The sequence below is a fragment of the Nocardiopsis coralli genome (assembly GCF_014892575.1).
Lineage (GTDB): Bacteria > Actinomycetota > Actinomycetes > Streptosporangiales > Streptosporangiaceae > Nocardiopsis > Nocardiopsis coralli.
In genome coordinates, this window is sequence record NZ_JADBGI010000001.1 from 347,776 (window position 1) to 368,710 (window position 20,935).

Sequence of the window (20,935 nt, forward strand, 5' to 3'; positions counted from 1 at the left end):
CGGGAGTACTGCGCCGAAGGCGTCCGTTGAGGGCGGTGGCGGGTGACGGATGGGCCCGGCAGGGACGCCCGTGTCCCGCCCACGGCAACACGACGGTTCTGGAGGGGCCATGCCCGCAGCGCGCCACACCCCGGCCTCAGGGGTGTCCCGGCGCAACCTCCTGCTCGCCGGCCTCGGGTCCCCTCTGCTGGCCTCATGCCACGCGGGCCACACCGCCGTCGCCGATCCGGAACAGAGCGCGGCCGACGAGGTGGTCCTGGCGCTGACGGGGGCGCCGACCAGCCTCGACTTCACCCGCAACGACGGGGTCGCCATCCCCCTGGTGCTCATGGGCAACGTCTACGAGGGCCTGGTGCGCATCGACGGGTCGGGCGAGGTGGTCCCCCTGCTCGCCGAGGACTGGACGGTCTCCGACGACCTGCGGGTGTACACCTTCGCGCTGCGCCGCGGGGTCGCCTTCTCCAACGGCACCCCGTTCGACGCCCACAGCGCGGTCTTCAGCATCGAACGGGTGCGGTCGGACGAGTGGACCAACGGGTTGTCGGCCGGCATGGACGTGGTCGCGTCGGCCACCGCCGAGGACAGCCACACCCTGCGGGTCGAGCTGTCGGAGCCGAGCAACCAGTGGCTGTGGTCCATGGGCACCCTGATCGGCGCGATGATGACCGAGGACGGCGTCGGCGACCTCGCGACCGCCCCGGTCGGCACGGGGCCGTTCACGGTGGAGCGCTGGTCGCAGGGCCGGTCGCTGCGGCTGGCGGCCAACGACACGTACTGGGGCGACCCGCCGGCCTCGACCTCGGTGGCGATCCAGTACTTCGCCGACACCACCGCGAGCACCAACGCCCTGCAGGCCGGCGAGGTCGACGCGGTCTACGACATGCAGTCCCCCGAGCTCACCGAGGTCCTGGAGGAGGACGGGCGCCTGGTCATCGAGACCGGGGACACCAGCGGCCAGATCCTGCTCGCCCTGAACAACCGCGTCGCTCCTTTCGACGACGTGCGGGTCAGGCGGGCGGTGATGTACGCCGTCGACCGCCGGGCCGTGATCGACACCGCGTGGGGCGGGTTCGGCGTCGACACCGGCGGTGCGCCCGCGCCGCCGACCGACCCGTGGTTCGTGGAGTCCTCCCGGTACCCGCACGACCCTGCCGAGGCCCGGCGCCTGCTGCGCGAGGCCGGCCAGGAGGACCTGCACGTCACGTTCAAGGTGCCCACGCGTCCCTACGCCCAGCAGATCAGCGAGATCGTCGTCTCCCAGTTGCGCGAGGTGGGCATCACCGCGGAGATCCGGTCGGTGGAGTTCCCGGCGGTCTGGCTCGACGAGGTCTTCGGGCGGCACGACTACCAGATGAGCGTCATCGTGCACGCGGAGGCGCGCGACCTCCCGGTGCTGTTCGGCAACCCCGACTACTACCTGGGTTTCGACGACGAGGAGACCCGCGAGCTCCTGGCCCGCGCCGACCGCGAGGCGCCGGGACGGCAGGAGGACCTGATGCGGGCCGCCGTGGAACGCATCGTCGACCGGGCCGCCTCGGACACGCTCTTCATCTTCCCGAACATCGTCGTGCGCCACCGCGAGCTGCAGGGTCTGCCCGCCGACCGCCCCACCGACGAACTGCTCCTGGCCGGGGTCGGCCGACAGGAGGGCCCCACATGATCAGGGCCGTCGGAGGGCGGGCGCTGCGTTTCGTGCTCACCCTCGCCGCCACGTCGGTGCTCGTCTTCGCCTTCATGCGCGTCCTGCCGGGCGACCCGGCCGAGGTCGCGCTGGGCACCGGGGCCTCGGAGGAGGCGCTGGAACGGACGCGCGCCGAGTTCGGCCTCGACCGCCCGCTCGCGGTGCAGTACTGGGACTGGATCTCGGGGATCCCGCTGGGCGACTTCGGCGTCTCCTTCGTCACCGGCGAGGACATCAGCCCCGTGGTGCTGGACCGGCTGAGCGTGAGCCTGATCCTCGTGGTCTCGGCGATGGTCGTGGCCGTGGCGGTCGCGGTGCCCCTGGGTTCCTGGGCCGCGGTGAGGCACCGGCGGGCCGACGGGATCGCCGTCAGCGCCCTGAGCCAGGTCGGGGTCGCGGTGCCCAACTTCCTCGCGGGCATGCTGCTGGTGGCCGCCTTCGCCCTGGGACTGGGGTGGCTGCCGGCCAACAGCTGGATGCCCCCGGCCTACGACCCGGTCCAGTTCCTCTCGCACCTGGTCCTGCCGGTGGCGGCGCTGGCGGCGGTGCAGGCGGCCGTCATGACCCGCTACGTGCGCACGTCGGTCCTGGAGATCATGGGCCAGGACTGGATGCGCACAGCGCGGGCCAAGGGTCTCTCCCGTTTCCGGGCGCTGGTGCGGCACGGTCTGCGCAACGCGGCGCTGCCGGTGCTGACGGTCACCGGGATCCAGCTGACGACCCTGGTCGTGGGGGCGGTGGTCATCGAGCAGGTCTTCGTGATCCCCGGGATCGGCTCGGAGCTGATCGAGGCGGTCGCCGCCCGCGACCTGCTGACCGTGCAGTCGGTCGTGATGCTGCTGGCGATGGCCACCCTGACCGTGAACTTCGTGGTGGACCTGCTGTACCTGATCCTCGACCCGCGCACCGCGGTCCGGACGTGAGGAGACCATGAGCGAGGCGGACACCGGGACCCAGGGTTCCCCGACCGGCCCCGAACACGTCGACGCGGCGGCGGCCGGAACGGCGCGGCGCCGCCGCGGCCCGCTGCACCTGCTGCCCGCGACCGGGCTCATCGGCCTGGTGATCGTCGCGGGCATCGTGGCGGTCGCGCTCGTGTCCCTGGTCTGGACGCCGCACGATCCCCTGCAGGCCGCACCGGAACAGCGGCTGAGCGGGTCGACGCCTCAACACCCGCTGGGCACCGACCGCTACGGGCGCGACGTCGCGTCGATCCTCATGGCAGGGGCACAGATCACGCTGCTGGTGGGTTGTGTGGCCGTCGCGATCGCCGTGCTCATCGGCACGCCCCTGGGTGTGCTGGCCGGGATGCGGCGGGGCTGGACCGAGGAGCTGGTCATGCGCGGCTCCGACGTCGTCCTGGCCTTCCCGGCGCTGCTGCTGGCGATCATGGCGAGCGCGGTCATGGGCGCGAGCACGTGGTCGGCGATGGCCGCCATCGGCCTGGCCTCGGTGCCGGGGTTCGCCCGTGTGGCGCGGGCCGGAACGCTCCAGGTGATGTCCTCCGACTTCATCCTGGCCGCGCGTGTGGCCGCACAGCCCGGGGCCCGGATCGCGCGCCGGCACGTCCTGCCCAACATCGTCGGCCTGGTGGTGGTCCAGGCGTCGGTGACCTTCGCGTTGGCGATCCTGGCCGAGGCCGCGCTGAGTTTCCTGGGGCTGGGCACCCCGCCGCCGGAACCGTCCTGGGGACGCATGCTGCAGAGCGCGCAGGACCACCTGGCCGTCGCGCCCCACCTGGCCGTGTGGCCGGGGCTGGCGATCGCGCTGGCGGTGCTCGGGTTCAACCTGTTGGGCGACGGCCTCCGGGACGTGCTCGACCCGCGGACGAGAGGACGCCGATGACCGCCGCCGAGACCCGGGAGGCCGGCACCGGAGCGGACGGGCCCCTGGTGCGGGTCTCCGGCCTGCGTGTGGACTCCGGTCCCACCCCGCTGGTGCACCCGCTCGACCTGACCATCGGCGCCGGGGAGCGCGTGGGTCTCATCGGGGAGTCCGGGTCGGGCAAGTCGCTGACCGCGCTCTCGCTCATCGGGCTGCTGCCGGACGAGCTGGACCACGGCGGCAGCATCGCCCTGCGCGGCGCCTCCGACGACCTGCTCGCGGCGCCCGAACGCGAGCTGTGCGGGCTGCGCGGTCGGCGGGTGTCGATGGTCTTCCAGGAGCCCATGACCGCCCTGAACCCGCTGATGCACGTGGGCAGGCAGGTCGGCGAGGTGCTCACTCAGCACCGCACCCTGACCGGCCGCCGGGCGGTGCGTGCGCGCGTGCTCGAGCTGCTGGAGTCGGTGCACCTGTCCGACCCCGAGCGGGTCCTCAAGGCCTACCCGCACCAGCTCTCCGGGGGCCAGCGCCAGCGGGTCATGATCGCGATGGCCTTCGCCAACGACCCGGACCTTCTGATCTGCGACGAGCCGACCACCGCGCTGGACGTGACGGTGCAGCGCCAGGTGCTCGACCTGGTGGACGAGGCCGTGCGCAGCCGCGGCACCAGCCTGCTGTTCGTCTCGCACGACCTGGCCGTGGTGGCCGAGGCCTGCGACCGGGTGCTGGTCATGCAGGACGGCCGGGTGGTGGAGTCCGGTCCGGTGCCGTCCGTGCTCACGGCCCCGCAGCACCCGTACACCGCGCGGCTGCTGCGGGCGTCGCGGCTGGAACCGGCGTCCGGGAGGTCGGCCCGGAGCACGGACGGGGGGACCCCGGGTCCGTCGGCGGCCGCCCCGGACACGCACGACGCAACGCCGGGCGGACCGGCACACGGCCCCGCGTCCGACCCCGTCGTGCGCGTGCGCGACCTGCACCGCACCTACCGTTCGGGGCGCCGTACCGTGCACGCCCTGCGCGGCGTCGACCTGGAGGTGCACGGGGGCGAGCGCCTCGGCATCGTGGGCGAGTCCGGGTCCGGCAAGACGACCCTGCTCAAGATCCTGTCCGGCCTCGACCGGCCCACCTCCGGGGCCGCGTCGGTCTGCGGCGTCGACGTCACCCGGCCCACACGCCGTGCGCTGCGACCGCTGCGGGAAGGGCTGCAGACCGTCTTCCAGGACCCGATGGGTTCCCTGGACCCGCGCATGTCGGTGCGCGAGATCGTCGAGGAGCCCCTGATCGGCCGCCGCGACACCCGCACGCGCAAGCACCGGCACGAGCTGGTCGCCGAGTCGCTGCGCGCCGTGGGGCTGGAGCCGGAGGCGGCCGAACGCCACCCCCACCAGTTCTCCGGCGGGCAGCGCCAGCGCATCTCCATCGCGCGGTCCCTGGTCACCGACCCGGACGTGCTGATCGCCGACGAGCCCGTCAGCGCCCTCGACGTGAGCGTCCGCGCGCAGGTCCTCGCCCTGCTCAACCGGCTCGTCGAAGAACGCGGGCTGACGCTGGTGATGGTCTCGCACGACCTGGGCGTGGTCCGCCACCTGTGTGACCGGATCGTGGTGATGCGCGACGGCAGGGTCGTGGAGTCGGGCCCCGCCGACCGGGTCTACGACGACCCGGAGGACGGGTACACGCGGGCCCTGCACGAGGCGACGCCGTCCCTCGACCGGGTCCTGGCCCGCAAGCGCGGCCAGGGGCGGTAACGGTCGCGGGCCCTCAGCCCCGTGCCTGGTAGAGGTCGCGCATGAGGGCCACCTCCGCACCGTGGTGGATGATCTCGCGCTGCAGGTGCAGCACGAGCACCACCATCGGCATGTCGGCCCACTGCGCCGCCTCGGCCCCGCCGACGGGTGCGGCGAAGTCCTCCTCGCCGAGCTCGTGCATGTTCTCGAACCAGGTGCGGAACGCCATGCGCAGGCGCTGCTTGGCCTCGTCGGCGGTCCCCGGCCAGTCGATGGTGTCCCGGCTCAGGGTGCGGTCTCCGAAGTGCCAGTTGATGCGCGTCTCGAGCACGTCGACGACGATGTGGCCCAGCCGCCAGGCGATGGTGGTGACCGGCGGCGGTTCGGGTTCGGGGACGCCGCTGTCGGGCGCGTGCCGGCCGTCGGGCAGGCGGCGCACGTTCCATGCTCCGGGTGCGGGTTCCCAGTAGAACTCGGCGTCGGTGAGGCCCTCCAGGCGGGGCCACAGCGAGAAGTCCCAGTAGAACTCGCCCTGTGCCAGGATCTCGGCGGGCCAGTTCAGCGCCGTCGGTGTCGGTGTGGTCATGCCCCTACTTCCCCCGGGGGTGTGTCAGTTGCTGCGTGTACGTGCGAGTCCGCCGAGGATGCCGGTCCCTTCCATCGCCACGTCCTCGTCCGGGTAGGGCCACCAGCGCAGGTCGGCCACGCCCGGTTCGAGGGGGACGAAGGGGGCGAAGGCGGCCTCGGCGTCCCGTTTCGGTGCCTCGGTGGCCAGGGCCAGGTACCCGCCGCCGTGCATGAGGTAGTGCAGCCGGTCGAGGGCGGGGGGAGGCGCCTCGGCCGAGAAGGGACGGGTCATCAGAACAGCGACGGGCCCGTCGAGATCGACGAGCCCGCAGGTGGTGAGTCGGCACAGGGAGGAGTCGGAGCTCTCGGAGCCGGACAGGACGGGGTTGTCCGGGGAGGAGAGCATCCCGACGGTCCCGTGGGGGGCGATGTGCACGACGGTGTTGTCGGGGTGGGCCTGGCGTATGCGCTCGGCGGTTCCGGGGACGGGACAGCCCCAGTCGACGAACTGGCGCACGCCGCGGTCGGTGCTCAGGTAGTCGATGACACGTCCGAGGAAGGCCTGGTGCTCGCGGGCGTGCGGGACCACGGGGCGTTCCGGGACGGGGGTCCGGCGGCGGCCTCCCAGCTGCACGACGTGGCCGCGCGAGGGCGGGACACGGGGCGACGGCCCTTGGCCGCCGAGCACGCCCGGGGGAGGCGCCTGGTGTCGTCGCGCGTGCGTCATCTCGTCCCCCAGCCGGTTCGCTCGCGGGAGGCAGGGGCGAGACCGCGGGGGCCGGTCGGGCCCCGACGGCACCGCGCCATGCCATTAGGGCCCGATGCTACAGGTTGCGTACGTGATACCCAGCACACCGAAGGGCGAAATGTGACCTTCTGAGTACTATCTGATGACCTGCGGTGTACAGATTCTCGGGATCGGGGCCCGGGACCGTCCGGCCCCGGGCCCCACTCGTGCGCAGCGGCGGCCCGCACGGGTCTCAGCGCTCCGTGTCGACCCAGGCTTCGAGGCGGCCGTCGATCTCCACGTACTCCCAGCGCGGACCGTGCTCGGCCAGTTCGGCCAGCGCACCCACGAGCCGGTCCACGTGCTCGCCGGTGGTCCCGACGCCGAGGCTGGCCCGCACCGCCTGCGTGTGGCCCTCGGGAAGCAGATGACGGGTGAGGGGGTGGGCGCAGAAGAGTCCGTCGCGCACCCCGATGCCGTGCTCGGCCGCCAGCGCCGCGGCTACCAGGTCGGCCGGGATCCCCTCCACGGTGAAGGACACGATGCCCACCCGCGGGTGCTCGGGCCCCCACAGGGTCAGCTCCTCCACGCCGTCGATCTCGGCGATGCCCGCGCGCAACCGCTCGAGCAGCACCGTCTCGCTCACGTGCCGGCGCTCCAGCACCTCCGGGGTGAAGGTCTCGCAGGCCGCGGCCAGGGCGATCGCGCCGAGCACGTTGGGGCTTCCGGCCTCGTGGCGGGCGGGCAGGTCGTTCCAGACCACGTCATGGGTGTCCACGTGGGCGCTGGCCCCTCCCCCGGACAGGTAGGGCGCGGCCTCGGCCAGCCAGTCGGCGCGCCCGGCCAGCACCCCGCTGCCGAACGGGGCGTAGAGCTTGTGCGCGGACAGCGCCACGTAGTCGGCCCCGGTCTCCTCCAGGGAGAAGGGCAGGTGCGGCACGTACTGAGCGGCGTCGACGACCACACGCGCCCCCTCGTCGTGGGCCGCGCGCACCAGCTCGCGCACCGGCCAGATCTCGCCGGTGACGTTGGAGGCCGCGGTCACGCACAGCAGCACCGGGCCCTCGGGCGCCTCGGCCAGCGCCGTGCGCACCGCCTCGACGGCCGCCTCCGGGGAACCGGCCAGGGGCAGGCGCTGCACCCGGGCGGCGCGGGAGGCGGGGTGCTCCCACGGCAGCAGGCTCGCGTGGTGCTCGGACTCGGGCACGATCACGGTGCAGCCCTCCGGCAGCGACCGCGCCAGCAGGTTGAGGGCGTCGGTGGTTCCGCGCACGAACACCACCGCGTCCTCGGGTTCGGTGCGCACGCCCAGGAACCGGCCGACACTGCGGCGGGCGCGCTCGTAGGCCTCGGTGGTCACTCGGGAGTGGTGGCCGGCACCGCGGTGCACACTCGCGTAGAAGGGCAGCGCCTCCGACAGCGCCTCGGCCACCGTGCTCAGGCAGGGTGTGCTCGCGGCGTGGTCGAAGTTGGCGTGCTCGACGCGCTCGCCGTTGGCAAGCGGGACACCGGACTCGTCGACGACGACGGAGAACTCGGGCTCGCGGCGGTCGGCGATGGACGCGACGGGGAAGGGACGGACAGCACTCATGGGGCACCTCGCTCGTGGGTCGGGGGACCCACCGGGCGCCGGAGCTACCGGGCTCCAGGGGTCCGCGCTTGTCCGGCACGGTTGTGCCGGGACCTGGTCATCACCCGGGGCACCCCACCGCGGAAGGAGGGTTGCCGACCAGCCAGCCGGGGCTTGTCGCTGGTACTCGTGACCTGCGAGGGACTGTAACACCAACCGAGAGCGTTCGCCACGGGTCCGCCGTGGTTGTGCACTGAGGCACACCCCCGCTTGACACGCGCCACCGCCGCTGCGCCATACTGATCCCACTGCCTGCCCTCACGTCGCGGGCGCCCGGTTCCCCCGGCCGTCCTCCAGACGCGAGACTCCAGCGCGACGGAGTTTTCGTGTGCCCGCGAACGAGAGGTGACCGTGTTGTACGGCGACGACCGTATCCAGCAGATCTTCCGCAACCCGCGTGTGGTCCTGGTGTCGGGTTATGCCCGGCTCCCCGACTCGGTGGCGAGCCATTCCCAGTACCAGCGCCTCGGCGTCATCCTCGCCGTGGACTCCGCCGACGGCCGCATCGTCGCCGCGGACACCACGCTGCTGACCGACCTGGCCAAGGACTTCTTCCGCGCCCTGGTCGAGGGCGCTTCGGTCACCGACGACATCGCCGAGCTCATCCACCGCGTGCAGACGCGTTACGCCGGCCAGTCGGGCGCCGCTCTCACCACGGCCCTGCGCCGCTGCCTGGAGACCTACTCCCAGCTCAAGAACGAGCACCAGCTTCCCGACGGCAACGCCTGAGCACCGCCGTCCCCGATTTCCGGGGAACACCTGCCCGCCGAAGGAAGGAACCCATGCGAGCCCGCAACCCTCTCCCCGCCCCGGGGGTGACCCGGTGAGCACACCCGACCCCGCCGCACGCCCGGCCCCGCTGCCCCTGGAGGGCGTGCGGATCGCCGACCTGTCCCGTGTGCTGGCCGGCCCCTACGCGACGATGCTCCTGGCCGACATGGGCGCCGAGGTCGTCAAGGTCGAGCAGCCCGGACGCGGAGACGACACCCGCTCCTGGGGCCCGCCCCACGCCGGCGGGGACGAGGACACCCCCGGCGAGGCCGCCTACTTCCTGTCCGTGAACCGCAACAAGCGCAGCCTGGCCGTGGACCTCAAGGACCCCGAGGGCCTCGCCGCGGTCCAGGAACTGTGCTCGCGCTCGGACGTGGTCATCCAGAACTTCCGACCGGGTGTGGCCGACCGCCTGGGCCTGGGTTACGAGAAGGTCGCCGGCGCCAACCCCGCCGTCGTGTACTGCTCGGTGAGCGGGTTCGGCCCCGAGCACGAGCCGAACACCCGCCCCGGTTTCGACATCGTCGTGCAGGCCGAGAGCGGGCTCATGGCCACCACCGGACCCGCGGAGGGGCCGGCGAGCAAGGTGGGTGTGGCCCTGACCGACGTGCTGACCGGGCTCAACGCGGCCGTGGGGATCCTGGGCGCGCTCATGCGGGCCCGCGTCACCGGACAGGGGGAGAACATCAGCGCCTCCCTCGTCAACTCGACGCTGTCCGGCCTGGTCAACCTCACCCAGCAGGCCCTGGTCACCGGCGAGGAACCCCGCCGGGTCGGCAACGCCCACACCACGATCGTGCCGTACCAGACCTTCCCCACCGCGGACTCCGAGATCGTCGTGGCCGCCGGGAACGACGCCCTCTACCAGCGCCTGTGCACGGCCCTGGACCGCCCCGACCTGGCCGGGGACGAGCGCTACGCGACCAACCCCGGACGCGTCGCCCACCGCGAGGAGCTCGTGTCGGAGCTGTCGGCGACCCTGCGCGAACGGCCCGCCGACCACTGGATGGACGTCCTGGTCGAGGCGGGCGTTCCGGTCGGGCGTGTGCGCGGGGTGCTGGACGCCCTGCGCACCGGCCAGGCCAACGGCGACGACGTGCTCCGGACGGTCGAGCACCCCACCGCGGGGCTGATCGAACAGGTCCGGGCCGGTTTCCGCCTGGAGAACTCGCCTCCCCCGCTGACCGCACCCCCGCTGCTGGGCCAGCACTCGGCCGCCGTGCTCGCCGAACTGGGCCTGACCGGGGAGCAGGTGGAGGCGATGGTCGAGCGCGGCGCCGCGCAACAACCCGACCTTCCCTGACGGCCCCGAGGGCCGCACCGGCCCTCCACGTACTGCACGCTCCACCACACACCGCCCGAACCACCACGAAGGGACCCCGCACATGAGTCAGAACCGCAAGCCCGCAGCCCCGGACCCGCACGACTTCCTCGACGTGGACGGCGGGCTCGACGAGACCGAACGCGACGTGCGCGACGCCGTGCGCGACTTCTCCCGCAAGGAGCTCACCCCGCACGTGGCCGACTGGTTCGAGGCCGGGACCATCCCCGACCCCCGCGGCCTGGCCAAGGCCTTCGGCGACCTCGGTGTGCTGGGCATGCACCTGGAGGGTTACGGCTGCGGCGGTTCCAGCGCGGTCGCCTACGGCCTGGCCTGCCGCGAGCTGGAGGCCGTCGACTCCGGTCTGCGCAGCTTCGTGTCGGTGCAGGGGTCGCTCGCCATGGCCGCGATCCACAAGTTCGGGTCCGAGGAGCACAAGAACACCTGGCTGCCGCGTATGGCCGCGGGCGAGGCGATCGGCTGCTTCGGCCTGACCGAGCCGGACTCCGGTTCCGACCCGGGTTCGATGCGCACGCGGGCGCGCAAGGACGGCTCCGACTGGGTCCTCAACGGCACCAAGATGTGGATCACCAACGGTTCGGTGGCGGACGTGGCCGTGGTCTGGGCCGGCACCGACGACGGTGTGCGCGGCTTCGTCGTGCCCACCGACACCCCCGGTTTCAGCGCCAACGTCATCCACAAGAAGCTGTCCCTGCGTGCGTCGATCACCTCCGAGCTCGTGCTGGAGGACGTGCGCCTGCCCGCCGACGCCCTGCTTCCCGAGTCCCGCGGGCTGGGTTCGCCGCTGTCCTGCCTCAACGAGGCCCGCTACGGCATCGTCTGGGGCGCGGCGGGTGCGGCCCGGGCCTGCTACGAGGCGGCCCTGGAGTACTCGCTGACCCGCGAGCAGTTCGGCAAGCCGCTGGGCGGGTTCCAGCTCACCCAGCGCAAGCTCGCCGACATGGTCGTGGACGTCAACCACGCCGCGATGACGTCGCTGCGGTTGGGCAGGCTCAAGGACGAGGGGCGCGCCCACCACAACCACGTGAGCTTCGGCAAGTTCGCGAACGTGGCCGCCGCGCAGCGGGTGGCGAGCAGCGCGCGCGGCCTGCACGGGGCCAACGGCATCACGCTGGAGTACCCGGTCATGCGGCACATGGTGAACCTGGAGACGGTGGCCACCTACGAGGGCACCGAGGACATCCACGCCCTCAGCCTGGGCCAGGCCGTGACGGGGATCTCCGCCTTCCGGTGAAGCGGGCGGCCCCCTCGGGTGCCGCCGCGCGGCGGCACCCACCACAATGGGAGGCATCCGACCGAGGGAGTTGCCGACATGGGGAACGAGCCGACGAAGCGGTTCGAGATGACACGGCTGCGGCGGACCGCCAACGCGGCCGTCAGCGGCTTCGTCAAGTACGGCGTGGGCCCGGACGAGCTGCACCTGCTCACCACGCGCGGGCGCAGGTCGGGTTTCCTGCGCAGCGTCCCGCTCAGCGTGCTGGACAGCGAGCAGGGCCGCTTCCTGGTCTCGCCCTACGGTGAGACCGACTGGGTCCGCAACCTGCGCAAGGACGGGTTCGCGACCCTGCGTCGGGGCGGCTGGATCGAGCTGGTCAGCGTGCGCGAGGTAGAGCCCCGACTGGCGGCACCGCTGCTCAAGGAGTACCTGGACCACCCGCGATCGGTGGTCGTGGCCCCCTTCTTCGACGCCTCCCCCGAATCCCCGGTGGAGGCCTTCGGGGCCGAGGCCGAGCGCCACCCCGTCTTCCGGGTCGTGCGGTCCACGAGCATCCGCATCTGACCGGCGCGGCGGCGGCCCGCCCGCGGCCGTGCGGCCGCGGGGCGGAGGCTGCTAGTTGCGCACGCGGTAGACGTCGTAGACGCCGTCGACCCCGCGCACCGAACGCAGGACACTGCCCAGGTGTGCGGGGTCGGCCATCTCGAAGGTGAAGCGGCTCTGGGCGACCCGGTCGCGGCTGGTCTGCACGGTCGCCGACAGGATGTTCACGTGCTGGTCCGAGAGCACCCGGGTGATGTCGGACAGCAGGCGGGAGCGGTCCAGGGCCTCCACGTGCAGGGCCACGAGGAACATGGAGTCCTCGGTGGGCGACCACTGCACGTCGACCTTGCGGTCGTCCTCGAGCGTCTTGGCGTTGGCGCAGTCGGTGCGGTGCACCGAGACGCCGCTGCCGCGGGTCACGAACCCGACGATCTCGTCACCGGGCACGGGCGTACAACACTTGGACAGGCGCGCCCACACGTCGGCGTCGCCCTGGACGACCACGCCCGGGTTGCCGGTGCGGCTCTGCGGCACCCGCGCGGCCTGGGAGGGCAGGGCCTGTTCGGCGATGTCCTCCTCGTGGCTGTCCAGACCGCCCATGGCGTCGACGAGCTTGGAGACCACGCTCTGGGCGCTGACCTGGCGCTCGCCGACGGCAGCGTAGAGGGAGTCCACGTCCTGGTAGCGCAGGTCGCTCGCCAGCGCGATGATGGCCTCTCCGCTGAACAGGCGCTTGACGGGAAGCTCCTGCTTGCGCATGACCTTGGCGATCTCGTCCTTGCCCTGCTCGATCGCGGCCTCACGGCGTTCCTTGGTGAACCAGTGCCGGATCTTGTTGCGGGCTCGGGCGCTCTTGACGAAGTTGAGCCAGTCGCGGCTGGGCCCGGAGCTGGGGTCCTTCGAGGTGAGGATCTCGACGGTCTCGCCGTTGTGGAGCTCGTTCTCCAGCGGCACGAGGCGGCCGTTGATGCGGGCGCCGACGGTGCGGTGGCCGACCTCGGTGTGCACGGCGTAGGCGAAGTCGACGGCGGTGGCGCCCTGGGGCAGGGAGATGACGTCGCCCTGCGGGGTGAAGACGAAGACCTCCTGCACCGACAGGTCGAAGCGCAGCGACTCCAGGAACTCGCCCGGGTCCTTGGTCTCCTGCTGCCAGTCGATGAGCTGGCGCAGCCACTGCATGTCGGTGGTGCCCTTGGCCTTGGGCTCGCCGCCGGAGCCGCGGTCCTCCTTGTACTTCCAGTGCGCGGCGATGCCGTACTCGGCGCGGCGGTGCATGGCTCGGGTACGGATCTGGAGCTCGACCGGGTTGCCGGAAGGACCGATGACCGTCGTGTGCAACGACTGGTACATGTTGAACTTCGGCATCGCGATGTAGTCCTTGAACCGCCCGGGCACGGGGTTCCACCTCGCGTGGATGGTCCCCAGGGCCGCGTAGCAGTCGCGGACGCTGTCCACCAGGACCCGCACGGCGATGAGGTCGTAGATGTCGTCGAAGCCCACGTTGCGGGCGATCATCTTCTGGTAGATCGAGTAGTAGTGCTTGGGGCGCCCGCGCACGGTGGCCTTGAGCTTGGACTCGCGCAGGTCGGCCGAGACCGCCTCGATGACCTCCTGGAGGTACACGTCGCGGCGGGGGGCGCGTTCGGAGACCAGGCGCGCGATCTCGTCGAAGCGCTTGGGGTAGAGGGTGGCGAAGGCCAGGTCCTCCAGCTCCCACTTGATGGTGTTCATGCCCAGCCGGTGGGCCAGCGGGGCGAAGATCTCGAGGGTCTCGCGGGCCTTCTTCTCGCGTTTGGCCTTCTTCGGCAGGTAGCGCAGGGTGCGCATGTTGTGCAGGCGGTCGCACAGTTTGATGACCAGCACCCGGATGTCGCGGGCCATGGCCACGACCATCTTGCGCACCGTCTCGGCCTGGGTGGCCTCGCCGTACTTGACCTTGTCGAGCTTGGTCACGCCGTCCACGAGCTCGGCGATCTCGTCACCGAAGTCGGACCGGAGCTCGTCGAGGGAGTACTCGGTGTCCTCGACCGTGTCGTGCAGCAGGGCGGCGGCCAGGGTGGCCTCCTGCATGCCGAGCTCGGCGAGGATCGTGGCGACGGCGAGCGGATGGGTGATGTAGGGGTCACCGCTCTTGCGCTGCTGGTGGCGGTGGTAGTACGCCGCGACCTCGTAGGCGCGCTCGATCAGCCGTACGTCCACTTTGGGGTGGGTCGCCCGCACGGTCTTGATCAGTGGTTCGAGCACCGGGTTCATCGTCACTCCCCGCTGTGCGCCGAGCCGTGCGAGTTTCCTGCGGACCCGCACGGTCGAGGGCGTCGTGGCCGGCGGAGCCTGTGGGGTCGCCCCGTGCTCCGTGCCGGATGCACCGGAGGGCGCCGCATCGTTCGCGGCGCCCTCCGGGCTCTGCTGTTGGTCGGTGGTCGGCGCATGGGACCGTTCGGAGCGGTCCTGGTGGCCGGGTGCTGCCTGGTCGCCCTGCTGCTGGCTCGCGGATACCGCCCCGGTCGAGACCACTTCGCTCGGCATGCCTACCTCCCGCGGATCCGCCCGGTCGGAGCGCGGAGAGGTGTCCCGCCGGCTCCCCCGGTGCACGTGCGTGTCATCAGGGCCAGTCGCTGACGTGACCGCCACGGTGTCTCCCCACCCAGTCTAGGGACCTCGGCCGTCGCTGCGGGAGGCCACCCGAGTGGGTCCGGTGCCGACCCCCGTGCGACCACTTCGAGTGAGGGTGATCACACTGCTGGTGACGTCGGGTACTGGCACTCGTCAACGGTGACGGACCCCGGCGCATTCCCGGGCAGGTGCCGATCGCCGACGCGCGCCGGGTCAGACCGAGAGGAGAACGTGGGGCTCCACGTCGGGCATCTTCTCGCGCCCGCGGAGCGCTCCGAGCTCCATCAGGACGGAGAATCCCACGACCGTACCACCCGCCCTATGCACCAGGTCCACCGCGGCCCTGCCGGTCCCGCCGGTGGCGAGGACGTCGTCGACGATGAGCACACGGCTGCCCGGGGCGATGGCGTCGGAGTGGATCTCGACGGCCGCGGTGCCGTACTCAAGATCATAGGACTGCTCGATGGTCGCCGCAGGCAGTTTCCCGGCTTTGCGTGCCGGCACGAAGCCCGCACCGAGCTCGAGGGCGACCGGCGCCCCGAGGATGAACCCGCGCGCCTCCAGCCCCACGACGTGGTCGACGCCCAGCTCGCGGTAGGGGTCGGCCAGTGCCTCGACACCCGCGCGCAGTGCGGAGGCGTCGTTGAGGAGCGGGGTGATGTCCTTGAACAGGATCCCGGGCTCGGGGTGATCCGGGATGTCCCGGATACGCGAGAGGAGCTGCTCGGTCACGGCCGAGCGCTCGGCGCCGGTGGTGGTCTCGTGCGACATGGACGGTGGTGCCTTCTGCTGGAGAACATGGCGGCACCGGCCCCGGGTCGTCGGGGCCGGTGCCGTGAGACGTGGACGCCCCCTGCAGCCGGCGGGCCACAGGGGTCGAGTGCCGTGGAGACGGGTCCCGGGAAGGGGGATCGGACACAGGTCGGCCCGGCGCCGACGCGGGAACCCGCCGAGGGCGTGGACCGGCGGCGGAACGTGTCCGCCGGGCGGGTCCTAGCCCTTGGGCTTGTCGTCGTCGCCGAAGTCGGGGCGGTCCTCCACCGGGGTGTCGTCCACCTGAGGACTGTTGATCTGGGCGATGCCGGCCTTGAGCATCCGGATACGGGTGCCGGGGGCGATCTCCAGAAGAATGTCCTCGTCGTGGACCTCCACGACGGTGCCGAAGATACCGGCCTTGGTCATGACCTCGGTGCCGGGGCCGAGGGAGCTCTGCATCTGCTGCTCTTCCTGCCGGCGCTTCTGGTTCGGGCGCCAGAACAGCAGCCAGAAGACCAGAAGGATGAGGCCGAACATGATGAAGGTGCTCATCAGGCTGCCGCCTTCGGGGGCGGCGTCGGCGAGAATGTACATGCCCTCCTGCACGGGGCGTCCTTCCTGAAGTCTGCTCTTGGCCGACGGTGGGTTGGACACCGCTTCGACCATGGTCCACCGGGCGGGTCGGGACGGGACCCGGCACTGCGCCCAGCATCTACAACGCGCGAGGACGCGTCGGCGTTCCAACGGGTGTCGAAGAGCACCGAAGGCGAGGACTCGCCCCCGCTGTTCGCGTTCGCACCAGCTTAGGCGGCGACCGCGACCTGCGCTCCGCGGCGGTGGCCCGAGTGGTCAACGATTCGGTACCGACCCACCCGCGTCCGTCTCATTGTGCCCGGATCGGTGGCATCTGTCAGTACCTGCGACCGGACGGTGAGCGGGCCCCTTCAGGGGGTGACCGAGGCCCCGGTCCCTGTGTCGGCCTCTACCCCGGCACCGAAGGCGGCGTCCGGAGGCGGGGTCAGCCCCATGTGGTTCCAGGCCAGGGGCGTGGCCACCCGCCCGCGCGGGGTACGGGCCAGGAAACCGGACCTGACCAGGAACGGCTCGGCCACGGCCTCCACCGTCTCGGACTCCTCCCCCACCGCGACCGCGAGCGTGGACAGCCCCACCGGGCCACCGCGGAACTTGGTCATGAGGGAGTCGAGGATCGCGCGGTCCAGGCGGTCCAGCCCGGAGGCGTCGACCTCGTACAGGTCCAGGGCCGCGCGGGCGGTGTCGAGGGTCAGGGTCCCGTCGCCGCGGACCTCGGCGTAGTCGCGCACGCGGCGCAGGAGGCGGTTGGCGATACGGGGGGTACCGCGCGAGCGCCGGGCGATCTCGGCGCCGGCCTCGGCGTCCATGGGTGCGTCGAGCAGACCGGAGGAGCGGTGCAGGATGCGCTCGAGCTCCTCGGGGTCGTAGAAGTCCATCTGCGCGGTGAACCCGAAGCGGTCGCGCAGCGGGGCCGGCAGCAGGCCCGCCCGGGTGGTGGCGCCGACCAGGGTGAACGGGGCGATGTCGAGCGGGATCGCGGTGGCGCCGGGGCCCTTGCCGACCATGACGTCGACGCGGAAGTCCTCCATGGCCACGTACAGCATCTCCTCGGCGGGACGGGCCATGCGGTGGATCTCGTCCAGGAACAGCACCTCGCCCTCCTGGAGGGTGGAGAGCACCGCGGCCAGGTCGCCGGAGCGTTCGATGGCCGGGCCGGAGGTGATGCGCAGCGGCGCGTTCAGTTCGCCGGCGATGATCATGGCCAGGGTGGTCTTGCCGAGCCCGGGCGGGCCCGACATGAGCACGTGGTCGGGGGCGCTGCCACGGCGCTGTGCGCTGTGCAGGACGAGGGAGAGCTGTTCGCGCACCCGTTCCTGGCCGACGAAGTCGTCGAGCGTGCGGGGGCGCAGGGCACGCTCGGCCTGCTGCTCCTCCGTGCCGGCCTCGGGCGAGACCGCGTCGCGCTCGTGGGAACCCGGGTCGGGCTCGTACATGGCGTGCTTCCTCCTGGTTCCGGGGGCCGCGGGCTCAGGCGCGGCTGAGCTTGCGCAGGGCGCTGCGCAGCAGGACGGTCACGTCGGTGGTCTCCTCGGCCTCGGCGGACACGGCGGTGGCGGCCTGTTCGGCGTCCTTGGCCGACCATCCCAGGTTGACCAGGCCGGTGACGACCTGCCCGCGCCAGGCGCCGTCGGGGGTGGAGGCCCCGGCCGGCTCGGCACCGGGCAGGGTCCCGTCGGTGAGCACGGGCGACTCCAGCTTGCCCGCGAGCTCGAGCACGATGCGCTGGGCGCCCTTCTTGCCGATGCCGGGGACCCTGGTGAGCGCGGCGGTGTCCTCGGTGGCCACGGCCTGGCGCAGCCCGTCGGGGCTGTGCGCGGCGAGCATGGACATGGCCAGGCGCGGGCCGACGCCGGAAGCGGTCTGGAGCTGCTCGAACATGTGCCGTTCGTCGTCGTCGGCGAACCCGAACAGCGTCATGGAGTCCTCGCGGACCACGAGGCTGGTGGAGACGGTGCCCTCCTCGCCCACGCGGAGCCCGGACAGGGCCGCGGGCGAGCAGTGGACGGACATGCCGACCCCGCCGACGTCGATAACGGCGCTGCCCGCGCCGCGTGCGGCCACCCGGCCGGTGAGGAACGCGATCATCTGCTGCGGGACACCCGGGGGCGCCCCTCTCCTTCCTGGGAGCACGGTCTTCCTGCAGGCACGGCCTTCTGGGGAGCACGGCGCGTTGCCGGGGTCGGGGGTCGTGCTGCGCCGCGCGGTTTCGAACGTCCGTTCGCACCATGCTAACCGTCCGCGGGCGGACGCGGATCGCGGCACACGGCGCGGCGGCCGGGGACACGTTGCCGGGGCCCGCGCGGGGCGGACCGACCCCGCTCCGCCGCAATGAATGTATCACATTTGATTAATCACCATTGACCACAATGGCCGGGGAACGGCCATAGACTCCGTGGGGGAAATCCGATTCCCCGTCCATTCTTTTCCCTTGTGCTTCGAGCGCAGTTCTTGCATGCATTCTTCGTTGTCTGTGCAATCGACCGGAGGCCACCCATGATCGAACAGACCTCGACGCACGACCGGCGGAGCGGACCACCGCCCCAGTACAACCCGGACCGGTGCGCGCGTGCCTTCACCACGGCGCGGACGCGGGTCGTCGGCGAGATCGACAGCACGCTGGGGCAGGTCGACCCGGAGGAGGCGGCCCGGTTCGTCCGCGAGGTCCTGGCCGCGCGCCGGATCTCCGTCCTGGCCGCCGGACGCTCGCGGTTGTCGGTGGAGGCCTTCGCCATGCGTCTGATGCACATGGGCTTCGACGCCCACGTGGCCCAGGACGTGACCGCACCCGCGGTCGGGCCCGGCGATCTCGTGCTTGCGTGCAGCGGGTCGGGCGCCACCCCCGGTGTCGTGCGCATGGCGCGCAACGGGGCGGACTCCGACTGCCGCGTGGTCACGGTGACCGGCAACCCCGGTTCCGAGTTGGCCGGCCTGAGCGATTTTGTGGTCGACCTGACCGAATACGGGGCCGACCGTGCTCCGCGTTCTTCCGAGCAGTTCGTCGGGACGCTGTTCGAACAGAGCGCATATCTGTTCTTCGACTGCTCGGTGATCGCTCTCGAATCCCTCGGATATGCGACGAAGGAAGAAATGGTACGGCGCCACACGAACCTCGAATAGAGAATCTCGGGACAAGGAGACCGGACATGTCCGCACGTGTTCCGTTCCCGGGTCGGCCGCGGGACCCGCTTCCCGCCCCGATCACGGGCACCAACACCAAATCGCTCGTGGGCCTGGCCGACCTCGCGGGATGGAAGGCCGCGTCCGCCCTCGACCCCGGGCTGTTGTCCGACGCCGGGTTCTTCATGCTCCTGCCCGCCCCGCTCCTTGCACCCGCACACGATGCGCTGGCCGGGACCGGGGTCACCGTGGGCGCCCAGGACTGCTGGTGGGACGAGACGGCGCCCACTGGTGAGATCGCCCCGTCCCTGCTCGGCGAGATCGGCTGCGCCTACGCCATGGTGGGCCACCCCGAACGCAGGGGACTCGGCGAGGACGACGGGGCGGTCTCGGCCAAGGCGCGCGCCTGCGCCCTGTCAGGGCTGGTACCGGTCCTCTGCGTCGGCGAGGACAGGTACATGCCCGCGCCACGGGCGGCCGTGCACACCCGCGCCCAGCTCGACGCCGTGCTCGACGTGTGCCCGGACGACGCCCCGCTGGTGGTGATGTACGAACCCGCGTGGACGGTCGGTGCCCCGGAACCGGCGTCCCCCGACCACGTGGGGGCCGTCGCCGAGGGCCTGGCCGACGCGTTGCACGCCCGGAGCGGGCCCGGGCGGCTCATGTACGCCGGGGCGGTGGCCCCCGGAACGGTCGGCGACCTGATGGCCGCCGGCCCCCTGGACGGGGTGGGGCTGGGCCGCAGCGCCCACACCCGGGACGAACGCTCGAAGGTGCTGCGCGAAGTGCTCGAGGCGTGGCACGGGAAGGAGGCGGCATGGGACGCCCCGTGACGTTGGCGACGGTGCAGTGGACCGACCTGGAACTGCCGCGGATGTGCGCTCTGGCCTCGGAGTGGGGGTTCGACGGCCTGGAACTGGCCTGCCACCCCAACCACCTGGACGTGTTCCGGTACGCGGAGGAACCGGGTTATGCGGAGGAGGTCCGGGCGCTGCTGGAGTTCCACGGACTGCGGGTGTACGCGGTCTCCGCGCACATGCTCGGCCAGGCGGTCTGCGACCCCGTCGAACCCCGGCACAGGGCGATCCTCCCCGACCGGGTGTGGGGCGACGGGGACCCCGACGGCGTACGCACGCGCGCCGCGCACGCAGTGGGCCTGAGCGCCCGGGCGGCGGCCGGGCTCGGGGCGGGCACCGTCGTGGGGTTCACGGGATCGCCCGTGTGGCACGCGTTCATGCTCTTCCCGCCGCTGAGCCAGGCCGAGATCGACGAGGGCTACGAGGGGTTCGCACGCCGCTGGCACCCGGTCCTCGACGAGTTCGAGGAGACCGGGGTGCGCTTCGCCCTGGAGGTCCACCCGACCGAGGTGGCCTACGACCACTGGACCACGGAGCGCACGCTGGACGCGATCGGGCACCGTGCCTCCTTCGGGCTCAACCTGGACCCGAGCCACTTCGTGTGGCAGGGCGTGGACCCGGCCGCCTTCGCACGCCACTTCCACGAGCGCCTCTTCCACGTCGACCTGAAGGACGTGCGCCGCAACCTGGACGGGCGCAACGGGATCATCGGGTCGCACCTGCCCTTCGGGGACCCGCGCCGGGGCTGGGACTTCGTGTCGGTGGGCCACGGGGAGGTCGACTTCGAAGGGCTCGTGCGGTCCCTGAACGCGATCGGATACCAGGGGCCCTACTCGGTGGAGTGGGAGGACAGCGGGATGGACCGCATGGTGGGTGCGCCCGACGCCCTGTGGCGGGTGCGCGAGCTGACGCGGATCACCCCGGCGCAGACCTCGTTCGACGCTGCGTTCGCGACCTGAGAGGGGAACCC

The 20,935-nt window shown here is 71.9% G+C and carries 19 protein-coding genes and 1 riboswitch; of the genes, 11 read left to right on the forward strand and 8 right to left on the reverse strand.

Going from position 1 to position 20,935, the window contains the following annotated elements; translation table 11 throughout:
- Positions 1-109 precede the first annotated feature (109 nt).
- From IDM40_RS01580 to IDM40_RS01595, 4 genes are read left to right on the forward strand one after another with little or no spacing between them, the layout of a single operon-like run.
- The gene (locus IDM40_RS01580) at positions 110-1,660 is read left to right on the forward strand and encodes an ABC transporter substrate-binding protein (protein ID WP_193120040.1); all 1,551 of its coding nucleotides are present in this window, start codon (positions 110-112) and stop codon (positions 1,658-1,660) included.
- Positions 1,657-2,604, forward strand: coding sequence for an ABC transporter permease (locus IDM40_RS01585; RefSeq protein WP_193120041.1), 948 nt, complete (start codon positions 1,657-1,659; stop codon positions 2,602-2,604). Before IDM40_RS01580 ends, IDM40_RS01585 begins: the two co-directional genes overlap by 4 nt.
- 7 nt (positions 2,605-2,611) lie before the next feature.
- A complete protein-coding gene (locus IDM40_RS01590; protein ID WP_216630171.1) occupies positions 2,612-3,526 on the forward strand; it encodes an ABC transporter permease in 915 nt (304 codons plus the stop codon).
- Entirely contained in the window at positions 3,523-5,253 is a 1,731-nt protein-coding gene (locus IDM40_RS01595; protein ID WP_193120042.1) for a dipeptide ABC transporter ATP-binding protein, read from the forward strand. Before IDM40_RS01590 ends, IDM40_RS01595 begins: the two co-directional genes overlap by 4 nt.
- Positions 5,254-5,266: 13 nt before the next feature.
- On the opposite strand, the gene IDM40_RS01600 is transcribed toward IDM40_RS01595, so the two are convergent.
- From IDM40_RS01600 to IDM40_RS01610, 3 genes are all read right to left on the reverse strand, one after another.
- A complete protein-coding gene (locus IDM40_RS01600) occupies positions 5,267-5,818 on the reverse strand; it encodes a DinB family protein (RefSeq protein ID WP_193120043.1) in 552 nt (183 codons plus the stop codon).
- Positions 5,819-5,842: 24 nt separating this feature from the next.
- Positions 5,843-6,526 carry a class I SAM-dependent methyltransferase gene (locus tag IDM40_RS01605; RefSeq protein ID WP_193120044.1) on the reverse strand — a complete coding sequence of 228 codons (684 nt, stop codon included), beginning with the start codon at positions 6,524-6,526 and terminating at the stop codon, positions 5,843-5,845.
- Between the two features lie 253 nt (positions 6,527-6,779).
- Positions 6,780-8,117 (reverse strand): aminotransferase class V-fold PLP-dependent enzyme, encoded by a 1,338-nt coding sequence (locus IDM40_RS01610; RefSeq protein ID WP_193120045.1) that lies wholly within the window; start codon positions 8,115-8,117, stop codon positions 6,780-6,782.
- Between the two features lie 59 nt (positions 8,118-8,176).
- Positions 8,177-8,291, reverse strand: a riboswitch (SAM riboswitch).
- A 219-nt stretch (positions 8,292-8,510) separates the two neighbouring features.
- On the opposite strand from IDM40_RS01610, the gene IDM40_RS01615 reads away from it, so the two are divergent.
- The 4 genes from IDM40_RS01615 to IDM40_RS01630 all read left to right on the forward strand — a co-directional run bounded on the left by IDM40_RS01615 (position 8,511) and on the right by IDM40_RS01630 (position 12,049).
- Positions 8,511-8,885, forward strand: a complete 375-nt coding sequence (locus IDM40_RS01615; protein ID WP_193120046.1) for a DUF3870 domain-containing protein — start codon at positions 8,511-8,513, stop codon at positions 8,883-8,885.
- A 94-nt stretch (positions 8,886-8,979) separates the two neighbouring features.
- Entirely contained in the window at positions 8,980-10,230 is a 1,251-nt protein-coding gene (locus IDM40_RS01620) for a CaiB/BaiF CoA transferase family protein (protein WP_193120047.1), read from the forward strand.
- Between the two features lie 82 nt (positions 10,231-10,312).
- Entirely contained in the window at positions 10,313-11,503 is a 1,191-nt protein-coding gene (locus IDM40_RS01625; protein ID WP_193120048.1) for an acyl-CoA dehydrogenase family protein, read from the forward strand.
- A 78-nt stretch (positions 11,504-11,581) separates the two neighbouring features.
- Positions 11,582-12,049, forward strand: a complete 468-nt coding sequence (locus IDM40_RS01630) for a nitroreductase/quinone reductase family protein (protein WP_193120049.1) — start codon at positions 11,582-11,584, stop codon at positions 12,047-12,049.
- Between the two features lie 51 nt (positions 12,050-12,100).
- On the opposite strand, the gene IDM40_RS01635 is transcribed toward IDM40_RS01630, so the two are convergent.
- From IDM40_RS01635 to ruvA, 5 genes are all read right to left on the reverse strand, one after another.
- Entirely contained in the window at positions 12,101-14,281 is a 2,181-nt protein-coding gene (locus IDM40_RS01635; RefSeq protein WP_193120140.1) for a RelA/SpoT family protein, read from the reverse strand.
- A gap of 573 nt (positions 14,282-14,854) precedes the next feature.
- A complete protein-coding gene (locus IDM40_RS01640; protein WP_193120050.1) occupies positions 14,855-15,412 on the reverse strand; it encodes an adenine phosphoribosyltransferase in 558 nt (185 codons plus the stop codon).
- A 222-nt stretch (positions 15,413-15,634) separates the two neighbouring features.
- Positions 15,635-15,991 (reverse strand): preprotein translocase subunit YajC, encoded by a 357-nt coding sequence (yajC, locus tag IDM40_RS01645; protein ID WP_193120141.1) that lies wholly within the window; start codon positions 15,989-15,991, stop codon positions 15,635-15,637.
- A 350-nt stretch (positions 15,992-16,341) separates the two neighbouring features.
- Complete coding sequence (ruvB, locus tag IDM40_RS01650) at positions 16,342-17,424, reverse strand: Holliday junction branch migration DNA helicase RuvB (protein WP_193120051.1); 1,083 nt, start codon at positions 17,422-17,424, stop codon at positions 16,342-16,344.
- 34 nt (positions 17,425-17,458) lie between these two features.
- A complete protein-coding gene (gene ruvA / locus IDM40_RS01655) occupies positions 17,459-18,076 on the reverse strand; it encodes a Holliday junction branch migration protein RuvA (protein ID WP_193120052.1) in 618 nt (205 codons plus the stop codon).
- 408 nt (positions 18,077-18,484) lie between these two features.
- Here ruvA and hxlB point away from each other — a divergent pair, with 408 nt between their 5' ends.
- Genes hxlB through IDM40_RS01670 form a run of 3 tightly spaced genes read left to right on the forward strand, consistent with a single transcriptional unit; the run spans position 18,485 to position 20,924 of the window.
- On the forward strand, positions 18,485-19,108 hold the full coding sequence (hxlB, locus tag IDM40_RS01660; RefSeq protein WP_193120053.1) for a 6-phospho-3-hexuloisomerase: 624 nt from the start codon (positions 18,485-18,487) through the stop codon (positions 19,106-19,108).
- A 26-nt stretch (positions 19,109-19,134) separates the two neighbouring features.
- Complete coding sequence (locus IDM40_RS01665) at positions 19,135-19,941, forward strand: triose-phosphate isomerase (protein WP_193120054.1); 807 nt, start codon at positions 19,135-19,137, stop codon at positions 19,939-19,941.
- Complete coding sequence (locus IDM40_RS01670; protein WP_193120055.1) at positions 19,926-20,924, forward strand: sugar phosphate isomerase/epimerase family protein; 999 nt, start codon at positions 19,926-19,928, stop codon at positions 20,922-20,924. Before IDM40_RS01665 ends, IDM40_RS01670 begins: the two co-directional genes overlap by 16 nt.
- Positions 20,925-20,935: the final 11 nt, after the last annotated feature.